Source organism: Pseudomonas sp. TCU-HL1, from assembly GCF_001708505.1.
Taxonomy (GTDB): Bacteria; Pseudomonadota; Gammaproteobacteria; order Pseudomonadales; family Pseudomonadaceae; genus Metapseudomonas.
This window is the reverse complement of sequence record NZ_CP015992.1, coordinates 231,118-243,567: the sequence shown is the minus strand read 5'-3', so window position 1 is coordinate 243,567 and position 12,450 is coordinate 231,118. Positions and strand designations below refer to the sequence as shown.

Below are 12,450 nucleotides of genomic sequence, written 5' to 3'. Positions count from 1 at the left end.
GATCATGCGGGTGGGGTGTGCCGTGCGCACCAAGTACCCCGCGCGGAGAGCGGTGCGCACACACAGCGCACCCTACGGGAGATCTCTTCTCTCGCTAAAGGACGATCAGCGATTCGTCGTCCTGCTCCAGCCGCCGCAATTCGCGGAACAGCAACTGCCCTTCGCCCAGCATCAGGACGTTGCGCAGGCTCTGGAAAATGCGGCTGGCGTAGCCCAGGTCGTTCATCAGCGAACTGGTCTGAAGGCCGTCCAGGTCGCCGCTGCGCACGGCATTGAACAGGCGCGAGCGGAAGGCGCTATCGAAGGCCGCGGCTTTCCCGTCCAACCCGCTCAGGCGCTCGTTCCAGGGCTCTTCCGGCAGGTCGGAGCGGCCCAGCTCACGCAGCTCGTGGAGCATCGACAGCAGATGGCGGCGCAAGTCCACGTAGGCGTCGCGGATCGGCGACGGGTCCTGGTCCAGGAAGCGACCGAGATTCTTCTGCAGGTGCTTGGCATCCTTCACCGCGTCCACCAGTTGCAGCGCAGCCAATTGGCTGCTGACCCAGAATTGCTGGTGGGCCTCATCCAGCGGCAGGTCCAGGCGCCCCATGAAGCTGAGCAAATCGCCATACACGCCCTTGATATGCCGCTGGTATAGCGCCTCGGCATCCAGCTGATGACGCTCCGGCCGCGCCCGCAGCAGACGCTCGTCGGCCTGGGCCCTGGCGAGTTGGTCCACCGGCAGGTAGAGCGCGTGACAGATCACCTCCAGGCTCAGGCGGCCGAGGTGGCGCAACTCACGCACCACCGCGCTGGCGGCGGCGTCCACCGAATCCAGGGCACGCTCGTTGAGGTAGCGCGCCTGGGTACGCGGCGGAACCTCAGGCCCGGCCACCAGTTCGGTGATCAGCACCTGAGGCTCCTCGCGCTCCGGCAACCACCGCACCAGCCACTGGGCGAGATGCGACTGCAACGGCCAGAACAACAGCACGCCCATGGCGTTGATCAGGCTGTGGAACATCGCCAGCTGGATCAGTGGGTTCTCGCCCAGGCCGGTGAGTGCAGCGATCCGGTCCACCAGCCAGCTCAACGGCTCGAGCAGGATGAACGCCAGGGTGCAGGTGACCACGTTGAACAGCACATGGGCCAAAGCCAGACGCTGGCCGCTGCGATTGCCGCCAAGCGAACCGACAAAGGCGGTGGTGACGCTGCTGCCGACGTTGGAGCCGATGGCGATGGCGAAGCCCTGGGCCAGGTCCAGCTGGCCGCCGGCCAGGGCCGCGAGGGTCAGCATCAGGGTCGCGTGGCTGGACTGCAGCACCACCGTCACCAGCAGGCCGATCAGGGCGAACAGCAGGCTGCCAGCCAGCCCGTCAGCCTGATACGCGGTGAGATCGAGACCATCACCGAAGCTGGAGAAGCCTTCCTTGATCTGATCGATGCCGAAGAAGATGAAGGCGATGCCAAGGACGATGCGCCCCGCCGCCTTGCTCCTTTCGCCAAGGAACCCGCCAAGCACCCCGAACACCAGCAGCGGCAGGGCCAGCGGGCTCAGGCTGAGGTTCTGCCCTGCCATAGCCAGCAGCCAGATGCCGCTGGTGGCGCCCAGGTTGGCACCAAACAGGATGGCGATGCCACCGGCCAGCTGGATCAGTCCGGCGCTGATGAACGCGATGGTGAGCAGCGACACCAGGGTGCTGGACTGCAACAACAGCGTGCCGCAGATACCAAACATCAGGCCCTTGAACGACGTGGCGGTACTGCGTGCCAGCAACTCTTCCAGCTTGCCGCCGGCCAGCTGGCGCAACCCCTCCTCCAGGCACTGCATGCCGAACAGGAAGAGCGCGAGGCCCGCGCACAACTCCAGCCAGCCGGCACTGAACCAGAAACTGCAAGCCAGCCCGACGGCGGCCAGGACGAGCAGGACGATGCGGGTGTAAGGCTTCACAGGCGGTATTCCTTCACCAGGGAAGGTCCAGCTAATACCCGAAGCGATGGCCGCCCGGCAACCCGCACGGTGCCCGGAAACGCCGACGGCCCCGAATAGGGGCCGTCGCGCTGGAACCGGAGGAAGGACTCAGTCGTGCTTGTAGCCACTGATGGTGCAGCCCAGGCAGCGCACGAAGGTTTCCTTGGCGGGCACGACCACCAGTTCCTGGGCAGCCTCACCGACATTCCCGCCCAGGGCGGAGAACGGCAAGCTGATGATGAACAGGCCAGTACCGATAATGGTGGCGCCCAGCAGCAGCGGCCGGGCAATGATGATATCCCCGGCCATGCGGTAGCCGCTGGGGGCGTCAGCGGTGTACATGGGGTCGCCGCTGGCATTCTCCTGCACCACTTCCGCGTGGGCCGGCAGCGCCAGCAGGCCAGTGGTCAGCGCCAGGACAGCAGCGGTTGTGCGAAACAGGTTCATGCGAGCGATCCTTCAGCTATGAATGTGCGAAAACTATATCAGCGCGGGGTGGATTGGCGGCGTGACGGCCTTCAATCGCCATTGAAAGCGTAGTCGGTTTTTTCGGCACGCAGGGCCGGTAGAAGGCCAGCAACTGGCGCAGGTCGGCCTGCCCATCGCCCGCCCATGGAACAGGTCTTCTTTCTTGTCGTTATGGGGTGAAAGGGGCACAGGCGCCGAGCCTGGCGGCCCGGCACGAGATCAGCGCTGGCAGCGCGGACAATAGACGCTGGCGCGCTGGCCCAGGCGGACCTCCCGCAAGGTCGAGCCGCAGTGCTTGCAGAACTCCCCGCCACGGCCGTAGACGAACAGTTCCTGCTGGAAGTAGCCCGGCTTGCCGTCGCCACCGACGAAGTCGCGCAGGGTGGTGCCGCCGCATTCGATGGCCTGGGCGAGGATGCGCTTGATCTCCATGGCCAGGGCCAGGTAGCGCGCCCGCGAGATCGAACCCGCCTCGCGGCGCGGATCGATGCCAGCGGCGAACAGCGCCTCGCTGGCGTAGATGTTGCCGACGCCCACCACCACGGCGTTATCCATGATGAACGGCTTGACCGCCATGCTGCGCCCACGGGACAACTGGAACAGGCGCTCACCGTCGAACAGGTCGGTCAGCGGCTCCGGGCCCAGGTGGCGCAGCAGCTCGTGATTCAGCGGGTCATCGCTCCAGAGCAGCGCGCCGAAGCGGCGCGGGTCGGTGTAGCGCAGGGCCAGTCCCGACTCCAGCTCGATATCCACATGCTCGTGCTTGGCCGCGGCCAGGTCAGCTTCCACCAGACGCAGGCTACCGGACATGCCGAGGTGGCTGATCAGGGTGCCGGCCTCGGCCCCCAGCAGCAGGTACTTGGCCCGGCGCTCCACATGCAGGATGCGCTGGCCGGACAGGCGCACATCCAGGTCCTCGGGGATTGGCCAGCGCAGGCGCCGTTCACGCACGATCACCCGGCTGACGCGTTGGCCTTCGAGGAAGGGCGCGATGCCGCGGCGGGTGGTTTCGACTTCAGGCAATTCGGGCATCGGTATCTCGGTACTCAGCTCACGCCAAGCTCGCGAATGCTTTCCTTGAGGTTCTCGAAGTCGTACTCCGAGAGGCCCACATAGTCCAGCACCTGGCTACGAATGCTCTGCCACTCGTAGTCTTCGGCCTGGTTGCCCAGTACCAGATGCGAGGCGCAGACATGCTCGGCCATCTTGAGGATCGCCAGCAGCGTCTTGAGCTGGGCATCGCGGCCGGAATCGTCGGTAAAGATGGACAGGGCGTTGTGATGGTTGGCGATGGCCTCGCACAGATGCTCCGGCAGGCGCCAGGAGCGTGCGGTGAAGTAACCGACCACGGCGTGGTTGGTGTTCAGCAGGCGGTTCTCGGTGTCGACCACGCGACGCTCGGGCCCGGCGCTGGCGTAGGCCTCTTCCAGCACCATCATGTAGTCCGGGAAGCGCTTGAGCATCAACGGGATGCCGCAATTGTGGAACAGCCCCAGGGCATAGGCCTCGTCGGCGGACTGGTAGCCGATGCGCTTGGCCAGGGTCAGGCAGGTCATGGCCACGTCCTGGGCGGTGTCCCAGAAGCGGTTCAGGGTGACGATGGTTTCATCGCTCATCTCACCCTTGATCGACTGCGCGTTGATCAGGTTGATCACGGTATTGCAGCCCAGCAGGTTGACCGCCTGCTGGATCGAGGCAATGCGATTGGTCAGGCCGAAGAAAGGCGAATTGACGATTTTCAACAGCGCGCCCGACAGGCCCGGGTCCTGGCTGATGAGGCGAGCGATGGACTTGAGGTCCGGGGACGGCATGACCTGCTCCATTTGCAGGTCGACCATGATTTGCGGTTGCGGCGGCACACTGATGCCTTGCAGGACCTGACGAATCTGATCTGCGGAAAGTTCTTGAGCCATGGGAAATAAGGGAAAAGTCTGACCGAGGCGACAGTCTACCCGGTTGCATCCGCCAGTTGCGCAGGATTTCCAGCGATTTTCCAACCACCGTGCCAAGTCGCCGCAAGCGCCGCCGGGCGGCCCCCGGAGTGGGTGCCGGCTAGGGTATAATCCCCGCCTTTTTTCCGGAGAGTGACACATGTCCCTGCCCAGCCTGCGCCTCAAAGCCAACGCCGATCGACGCCTGCGCGCCGGCCACCTGTGGGTCTACAGCAACGAGGTGGACGTGGTCGCCACCCCGCTGAACCTCTTCCAGCCGGGCGATCAGGCCATTCTCGAAGCGGCCGGCGGCAAGCCGCTGGGCGTGGTCGCGCTCTCTCCGAACAACCTGATCTGCGCCCGCCTGGTGTCCCGTGACACCAAGCACACCCTCGACAAGTCCCTCCTGGTGCATCGCATCAATGTCGCCCTGAGTTTGCGCGAGCGTCTCTTCGACAAGCCCTTCTACCGCCTGGTCTACGGTGACTCCGACCTGCTGCCAGGCCTGGTGGTGGATCGCTTCGGCGATCACTTGGTGGTGCAGCTCGCCTCCGCCGCCATGGAGCGCAACAAGGACGCCGTGCTCGACGCCCTGGTACAGGTGCTGAAACCGCGCGGCGTGCTCTGGAAGAACGACTCCAGCGCCCGCGAGGCCGAAGGCCTGGAGCGTTACGTGGACACCGCCTTCGGCGTAGTGCCCGAGTGGGTCGCCCTGGAAGAGAACGGCGTGAAGTTCGAAGCCCCGGTGATGGAAGGGCAGAAGACCGGCTGGTTCTACGACCACCGCATGAACCGCGCGCGCCTGGCGCCCTATGTGAAGGGCAAGCGCGTACTCGACCTGTTCAGCTACATCGGTGGCTGGGGCGTGCAGGCTGCGGCCTTCGGCGCGACCGAGGTGTTCTGCGTCGACGCATCCGGCTTCGCCCTCGACGGCGTGGAGCGCAATGCTACCCTCAACGGCGTTGCCGAGCAGGTCACCTGCGTCGAAGGTGACGTGTTCGAGGCCCTGAAGGAGCTGAAAGCCGCCGAAGAGCGCTTCGACGTGGTCGTCGCCGACCCGCCGGCCTTCATCAAGCGCAAGAAGGACCTGAAGAACGGTGAGGCCGCCTACCGCCGCCTCAACGAGCAGGCCATGCGCCTGTTGAACAAGGACGGCATCCTGGTCAGCGCCTCCTGCTCCATGCACCTGCCGGAAGACGACCTGCAAAACATCCTGCTCGGCAGCGCCCGCCACTTGGACCGCAACATCCAGCTGCTGGAGCGCGGCGGCCAGGGCCCGGACCACCCGGTGCATCCGGCCATTGCCGAGACCCGCTACATCAAGAGCCTGACCTGCCGCCTGCTGCCCAACGCCTGACGGCAGGTTCGCCGGGCCTCTGCGAGAGACTCCAGGTCAACGCCGCAGCTCTCGTAGGATGGATGGCGCTTTTCCACCCACCAGCGACGCTATGCCGAGCCTCGAATGGTGGACCGGTGAAGCGTGGTCCACCCTTGGCTGAAGCCCATTCTTGGGCGTCGGGTCCCGTATGCGAATTCATTCGCGAATGAATTCGCTCCCACAGATCAATGCAGGATCTGCGCGAGGAAAGCCCTGGCCCGCTCGCTTTTCGGCGCGCTGAAGAAGGTTTCCGGCGGGCTGTCTTCGACGATCCGTCCGCCCTCGAGGAACAGCACCCGTTCCGCCACCTGCCGTGCGAATCCCATCTCGTGGGTCACGCAGAGCATGGTCATGCCGCTGCCGGCCAGCTTCACCATCACGTCCAGCACCTCGCCGACCATCTCCGGGTCCAGCGCCGAGGTTGGCTCGTCGAACAGCATGATCTTCGGCTCCATGCACAGCGCGCGGGCGATGGCCACGCGCTGCTGCTGGCCACCGGAGAGTTGGCTCGGGTACTTGTGCGCATGGCTCTCGATGCCCACCTTGCGCAAGTACTCGCGGGCCCGCTCCTCGGCCTGGGCGCGGGACAGGCCGCGCACCGACATCGGTGCCAGGATGCAGTTGTCCAGCACGCTCATGTGCGGGAACAGGTTGAAGTGCTGGAACACCATGCCGACGTCGCGCAGCACCTCCGCACCCCGGCGTGGATCGGCCATCAGGTCGCAGCCGTTGACCTTGATGCGTCCGCCGCTGGCGCCCTCCAGGCGATTGATGCAGCGGATCAGGGTCGACTTGCCGGAGCCCGACGGCCCGCAGAGGACGATGCGCTCGCCCGGCCGCACCACCAGGTCGATGCCCTTGAGCACGGAGAAGTCCCCGTACTGCTTTTCCAGGCCCTCGAGCACCACCGCCGGGGCTGGCGGCACGGCACTGAGGTGGGGCGATTGGCTGGGTGTGGCTTTCATGCTCGATAACATCTTGTTGTCCTCTTTGTTGCGTATCGGCAAGTCGGTGTTCCCCGAGGCGTTCAGCGGAAACGCTGGGCGCTGTAGGGAGTCGGGTCGGTGAAGGGTTGGGCGCCGGTCATCAGCTCCGCCAGCAGGCGGCCGCTGACCGGCCCCAGGGTCAGGCCGTGGTGGGCATGACCGAAGTTGAACCAGAGGCCCGGATGCTGCGGCGCAGCGCCGATCACCGGGCGCATGTCCGGCAGGCAGGGACGGCGGCCCAGCCAGGGTTCGGCGTCCAGGCGACGTCCGAGGGGGAACAGCTCGCGGGCCAGGCGTTCGGCACGGCGCAGCTGGATCTCGTTGGCCGGATCGTCCGGGTGGGCGAACTCGATGCCGGTGGTCAGGCGGATGCCGCGCGCCATGGGCGCCAGCACGTAGCCGCTCTGGGCGTCGCAGACCGAGTGGCAGAGCTCGGCGCCTTCGGCTGCCGCGTAGTGCATGTGGTAGCCGCGCTTGAGCGCCAGCGGGATGCGGTAGCCCAGGTCACGGAACAGCGCGCCCGATTGCGGCCCCAGCGCCACCACCGCCTCGCGAGCCTGCAGTTCACGGCCAGCGGCGCACACGCTCCAGCCACCGGCCTGCTGACGCAGGGTCGCGGCATCGCCCTGCAGCACGCGGCCGCCACGCCGCACGAAGAGTTCGGCGTAGCCGCGCACCAGGGCGCCGGGGTCAAGCACCGTCTTCGGGTCATGCCAGTGGATGCCACCGGCGGCGACCGAACCCAGGTGCGGCTCGCGCTGGCGCAGGGTGGCGCCGTCCATCACATCGAAACGCAGGCCGAAGCGGTCGAGCGCACGGGCCTCGGCAGCCGCCTGATCAAGGGCCGCGCGACTGCGGTAGACGTCCAACCAGCCCTGCGCGCGGATCAGGTGGCCAAGACCAGCCTCCGCCACCAGTTGGTCGTGCTCCTCCACGCAGCGCTCCACCAGCGGCAGCATGGCGCGCGAGGCCTCTTCCAGTCGGCGGGCCGCGGAATGGTGCCAGTAGGACGCCAGCCAGGGCGCGAGCTTGGGCAGGTAGCTCGGGCTGTAGCGTACGTCCGGCTGCTGGTTCAGGCCGTAGCGCAGCAGCGCCGCGAAATTCCGCGGGAAGGCGTAGGGCACCACGCTGGAACGCTCGATCAGGCCGGCGTTGCCGTGGCTGGTGCCGGAGCCCGGCTCGGCACGGTCCACCAGGCACACGTCACGGCCGCGCGCCTGGAGGTGAAGGGCAGTGGAGACGCCGACGATGCCGGCGCCCAGGACAAGGATGTCGCAGTCCATGGAAGGATCCTTCGAAAGGCACTCTGACGGTGCTTGGATTGGGGGTGATCTAGTGCAGGTGACGACCCAGGCGCCCCTCGGCCAGCAGCAGGCCACGACGGATAAGCTCCACCAGCACCAGGTAGAGGACCGCCGCCCAGAGGTAGAGCTGGAAGTCGAAGGTGCGGGAGAAACCGGCCTTGGCCACGCCCATCAGGTCGTGGATGGTCACCAGGGAGGCGATGGCGCTGGCCTTGATCATCAGGATCAGCTCGTTGCCCAGCGGCGCGATGGCCACCAGCAGCGACTGCGGCAACACCACCTTGAAGAAGGTCGTGGTGCGCGACAGGCCCAGCGCCGAGGCGGCTTCGTACTGGCCGGGAGCGATGGCCAGCAGGCTGCCACGGAAGATCTCCGCCTGGTAGGCGGCCGTGTTCAGGGTGAAGGCCAGCAACGCGCAGTACCAGGCATCGCGGAAGAACCACCAGAGGCCGACGTCCTGCCAGAACTCGCGGAAGGAACCGACGCCGTAGTAGAGCAGGAACAGCTGCGCCAGCAACGGCGAACCGCGGAACAGGTAGATGTAGCCCCCACTGAAGCCGCGCAACAGGCGGTTGCCGGAGTTGCGTGCCAGTGCCAGTAGCAGGCCCAGCAGCAGGCCGAGACTGAAGGAGATGGCCACCAGTTTGGCGGTCACCAGCAGGCCGTCGAGCAGGCGCAGGCCGTAGCGCTCGAACAGCTCGGGATCGACGAAGAAATGCAGGAACTCGCTCATGCGCGCTGACTCCGGTAGCCGAGGCTGTAGCGCTTCTCGGCATAGCTGAAGACACGGCCGGAAAGGGCGGAGAAGAACAGGTAGATCAGGCAGGCGCAGCCATAGAACAGCATCGGTTCCTTGGTCGCGCTGACCGCCAGGTTGGTCTGGCGCATCACGTCCACCAGGGAGATGGTGGACACCAGCGAGGTGTCCTTGAGCAGGCTCAGCCAGTTGTTCGACAGGCCCGGCAACGCGACCCGGGTCAGCTGCGGCAGGATCACCTTGAAGAAAGCCGTGGCGCGCGACAGGCCAAGCACCTGGGCTGCCTCGTACTGCCCCTTGCCGATCACCTTGAAGGCGCCCAGCCAGACCTGGCTGGAGAAGGCGGCGAAAACCAGGCTGAAGGCGACCATCGCGGCGAGGAAGGCGTTGATGGTGACTTCGGTGGTGTGGCCGAAATGCGCCAGCAGCTTCTGCACGCCGATCTGGCAACCGTAGTAGACGATCAGCAACGTCAGCAGCTCCGGCAGGCCACGGAACACGGTGGCGAAGGCCGAAGCCAGGGCGCGGCGGGTGCCATGCCGGGAACGGGCGCCGAGCGCCACCACCAGGCCCAGCGACAACCCCAGCGGCAGGCAGGCCAGCGCCAGGGACAGGGTGACCAGGGCGCCGGCCAACAGGGCCATGCCCCAGCCGCCCTCGCCCAGGGAAAGAAGAGCCAACTGCTCGAACATGATTCAGGCCTCGCATCGGGGTGCCCGGCGGACGCCGGGCACGCGGCGATCGATCAGTAGATGTCGAAGGGGAAGTAGCGGCTGGCGATCTGCTGGTAGGTGCCGTCCTTGATGATCTCGGCCAGGGCCTTGTTCAGGCGCTCGCGCAGGGCGTTGTCTTCCTGGCGCACGGCGATGGCGACCTCGTCGTCGGTGCCCTGGATGTCACCGAGCAGGGTGCAGCAGTCCTTACCGTCCTTGGCCAGCCAGTCGAGCAGCGGGAACTTGTCGTGGACCAGTGCATCGAGACGGCCGGTGTTGAGATCGGCGTTGGCTTCGTCCTGGGACGGGTAGAGCTTCACCTCGGCCCCGGCGGCACCGTAGATGTCCTCGGCGTACATGCCCTGAGTGGTGGAGGACTGGGCACCGACCACCCGGCCCTTGAGGCTTTCCGGTTGGGTGTCCTTCAGCTCTGACCCCCTGGCCACGGCCACCGCCAGCTTGGTGCGGTAGTAGCGGTCGGTGAAGGACACCTTCTTCTGGCGCTCCTCGGTAATCACCATGGAAGCGACCACCGCGTCGTACTTCTTCGCCAGCAGCGCCGGGATGATGCCGTCCCAGTCCTGGGCCACCAGCTGGCACTCCACCTGCATCTTCGCGCACAGGGCATTGGCGATGTCGACGTCGAAGCCGTGCAGCTGGTTGTTCGAATCCACGTAGTTGAAGGGCGGATAGGCGCCCTCGGTGGCGATGCGCAGGGTTTCGGCCTGGGCGGTCGCGACGACGCCGCAGAGAGCCAGGGATGCCAGTGCCAGACGGGTGAGTCGTTTCATCGGTGCTGCCTCTTATTAGGGTTGTTCTAGCGGGGTGAACCGGGTGAGGAGGTGTAGCCAACAAACTCGTTGTGCAGGGCGGCGACGGACTCCAGGCGCTGTTCGACATCGGGGCCGAGGCACTTGAACACGTCGTTGAGCAACAGGTTGACCAGGCTGAGCATGGGGCCGGTGGACTCCCAGAACAGGTTGAGGTCCGTCGGCACGCGGAAGACCTCGTCCGCGTTCTGCTCGGCCCAGTCGCAGTAATCGTCGGTGACCAGGGTCACCGGGATGCCCGCCTCGCGCGCATGGCGGCAGAGGGTCAGGGCATGGCGCGAATAGCGCCGCGCCTCGAAGACCACCAGCGCCGCCTGGCCCGGAGCGGACAGCAGCACGTCGCCGAAGTAGCCGGAGGCGCCGTCCACCAGGTGCACGCCATCGCGCAGGTACTGCAGCAGGTGGACGAAGGACAGGGAGATGCCGCGTTCGGTCTGGAAGCCGGCCGCATAGACACGCGGAATGCTCGCCAGACGCTCGCACACGGTGCGCCACTGGGGCGTGCGGCTGTGCTCGTAGACCCGCACCAGGGCGGCCATCTCGCGCTGCAGGCCGACCGACAGGGCGTCCTCGCCTGCCACGTCCTGCTGGCGGAACTCCTTCAGGCGGTCGCCGATCAGCCAGGGGCTGTCACCCAGGTCGTCCTTGAGGTCGGCCTTCAGCGCCTTGAAATGGGCGTAGCCGAGGGCACGGCAAAAACGGCCAACCGTAGATTCACTGATGCCGAGCTTCTCGGCGACGGCGGCGGAGGTCTCGAACGGCAGGTCCTGCAGGTTGGCCAGCATGTAGTTGGCGATCGCCCGCGACGACGCGGTGCGGGCGGACAGACTGACTTCCAGGCGTTCTTTCAGGGACTGATTCATGAGGACCTCCGGTTGCGAGAAAAATGATTGTTTTCTGTCATCAAGTCAACATTTGACAGATAACTTGCAATTCTTATGATGCGAGACCACTGACCACCCACAAGAGCACCGCCATGCAGAACGCCTCCAGCGACACGGTCCACCTGTCCTTCACCGAGCTGCGCGATTTGCTTGCGCGCATCTTCGAGCGTCATGGCACCTCGGCGAAGACCGCCGTCATCCTCGCCGAGAACTGCGCCTCGGCCCAGCGCGACGGCTCGGACAGCCACGGGGTGTTCCGCATCCCCGGCTACCTGTCATCGCTTGCCAGCGGCTGGGTCAATGGCCAGGCCGAACCCGTGGTGGAAGATGTCGGCCCCTCCTTCGTGCGCGTGGACGCCGCTGGCGGCTTCGCCCAGCCGGCCCTGGAAGCGGCCCGCAGCCTGGTAATGGAGAAGGTGCGGACGAGCGGCATGGCGCTGCTGGCGATCCGCAACTCCCACCACTTCGCCGCGCTCTGGCCCGACGTCGAGCCCTTCGCCCGCGAAGGCCTGGTGGCCCTCAGCTTCGTCAACAGCATGACCTGCGTGGTGCCCCACGGCGGCCACCGCGCACTGTTCGGCACCAACCCCATCGCCTTCGCCGCGCCACGCAGCAACGGCCAGCCACTGGTGTTCGACCTGGCCACCAGCGCCATCGCCCACGGCGACGTGCAGATCGCCGCGCGCGAGGGCCATACCCTGCCGGAGGGCTACGGCGTGGATGCCCAGGGCCAGCCCACCCGCGACCCCAAGGCCGTCCTCGAGGGCGGCGCCCTGCTCTCCTTTGGCGGCTACAAGGGCTCGGCGCTGTCGATGATGGTGGAGCTGCTGGCTGCGGCGCTGACCGGCGGCCACTTCTCCTTCGAGTTCGACTGGTCCGGCCACCCCGGTGCGCAAACACCCTGGACCGGCCAGTTGCTGATTCTCATCAACCCCGACCGCGGCGCCACTCGTCCCTTTGCCGAACGTTGCGAAGCCCTGATCACGCGCATGGTGGAAGCCGGCCAGGAACGCCAGCCCGGAGACCGGCGTTATCGCCAGCGCGAACGCGCCGAGAGTGAAGGGATCGCCCTCAGGGCCAGCGAGCTGGAACGCCTGCGCACCCTCGCCAGCCGCTGAGCGGCGGGCGCCCGCGCCTTTCCAGTGCCGAGCGGCCGGGGTTAGAATCGGGCATCCCTCGCCAGTTACCCTTCGGCAGGCCGAACGAGCCCCCTGCCGGGCACGCGGAGACCCCGCTACCCCGGCAACGCGG

12 protein-coding genes are annotated in these 12,450 nt (G+C 66.4%); 2 read left to right on the top strand and 10 right to left on the bottom strand.

Annotated elements, in window-relative coordinates:
- Positions 1 to 94 precede the first annotated feature (94 nt).
- The 4 genes from THL1_RS01135 to THL1_RS01120 form a co-directional block, all read right to left on the bottom strand.
- Entirely contained in the window at positions 95 to 1,927 is a 1,833-nt protein-coding gene (locus THL1_RS01135) for a Na/Pi cotransporter family protein (protein ID WP_069081557.1), read from the bottom strand.
- Between the two features lie 129 nt (positions 1,928 to 2,056).
- Positions 2,057 to 2,395: a multidrug transporter gene (locus THL1_RS01130; protein ID WP_069081556.1), complete on the bottom strand. Its 339-nt coding sequence runs from the start codon at positions 2,393 to 2,395 to the stop codon at positions 2,057 to 2,059.
- Positions 2,396 to 2,635: 240 nt separating this feature from the next.
- The gene (gene mutM, locus THL1_RS01125; protein WP_069081555.1) at positions 2,636 to 3,448 is read right to left on the bottom strand and encodes a bifunctional DNA-formamidopyrimidine glycosylase/DNA-(apurinic or apyrimidinic site) lyase; all 813 of its coding nucleotides are present in this window, start codon (positions 3,446 to 3,448) and stop codon (positions 2,636 to 2,638) included.
- 14 nt (positions 3,449 to 3,462) lie between these two features.
- Complete coding sequence (locus THL1_RS01120; RefSeq protein ID WP_162493743.1) at positions 3,463 to 4,275, bottom strand: HDOD domain-containing protein; 813 nt, start codon at positions 4,273 to 4,275, stop codon at positions 3,463 to 3,465.
- A 232-nt stretch (positions 4,276 to 4,507) separates the two neighbouring features.
- Between THL1_RS01120 and THL1_RS01115 the strand changes: the two genes are divergently transcribed.
- The gene (locus THL1_RS01115; RefSeq protein ID WP_069081553.1) at positions 4,508 to 5,704 is read left to right on the top strand and encodes a class I SAM-dependent rRNA methyltransferase; all 1,197 of its coding nucleotides are present in this window, start codon (positions 4,508 to 4,510) and stop codon (positions 5,702 to 5,704) included.
- A 206-nt stretch (positions 5,705 to 5,910) separates the two neighbouring features.
- On the opposite strand, the gene THL1_RS01110 is transcribed toward THL1_RS01115, so the two are convergent.
- The 6 genes from THL1_RS01110 to THL1_RS01085 all read right to left on the bottom strand — a co-directional run bounded on the left by THL1_RS01110 (position 5,911) and on the right by THL1_RS01085 (position 11,178).
- Entirely contained in the window at positions 5,911 to 6,690 is a 780-nt protein-coding gene (locus tag THL1_RS01110; RefSeq protein ID WP_069081552.1) for an amino acid ABC transporter ATP-binding protein, read from the bottom strand.
- Positions 6,691 to 6,752: 62 nt separating this feature from the next.
- On the bottom strand, positions 6,753 to 7,994 hold the full coding sequence (locus THL1_RS01105; RefSeq protein WP_069081551.1) for an NAD(P)/FAD-dependent oxidoreductase: 1,242 nt from the start codon (positions 7,992 to 7,994) through the stop codon (positions 6,753 to 6,755).
- 49 nt (positions 7,995 to 8,043) lie between these two features.
- Entirely contained in the window at positions 8,044 to 8,748 is a 705-nt protein-coding gene (locus THL1_RS01100) for an ABC transporter permease (RefSeq protein WP_069081550.1), read from the bottom strand.
- Positions 8,745 to 9,464 carry an ABC transporter permease gene (locus THL1_RS01095; RefSeq protein WP_069081549.1) on the bottom strand — a complete coding sequence of 240 codons (720 nt, stop codon included), beginning with the start codon at positions 9,462 to 9,464 and terminating at the stop codon, positions 8,745 to 8,747. The genes THL1_RS01100 and THL1_RS01095 overlap by 4 nt, the downstream gene beginning before the upstream one ends.
- Positions 9,465 to 9,517: 53 nt before the next feature.
- A complete protein-coding gene (locus tag THL1_RS01090; protein WP_069081548.1) occupies positions 9,518 to 10,276 on the bottom strand; it encodes an ABC transporter substrate-binding protein in 759 nt (252 codons plus the stop codon).
- Positions 10,277 to 10,302: 26 nt separating this feature from the next.
- The gene (locus tag THL1_RS01085; protein WP_069081547.1) at positions 10,303 to 11,178 is read right to left on the bottom strand and encodes a MurR/RpiR family transcriptional regulator; all 876 of its coding nucleotides are present in this window, start codon (positions 11,176 to 11,178) and stop codon (positions 10,303 to 10,305) included.
- A gap of 113 nt (positions 11,179 to 11,291) precedes the next feature.
- Between THL1_RS01085 and THL1_RS01080 the strand changes: the two genes are divergently transcribed.
- Entirely contained in the window at positions 11,292 to 12,317 is a 1,026-nt protein-coding gene (locus tag THL1_RS01080; protein WP_069081546.1) for an Ldh family oxidoreductase, read from the top strand.
- Positions 12,318 to 12,450 lie beyond the last annotated feature (133 nt).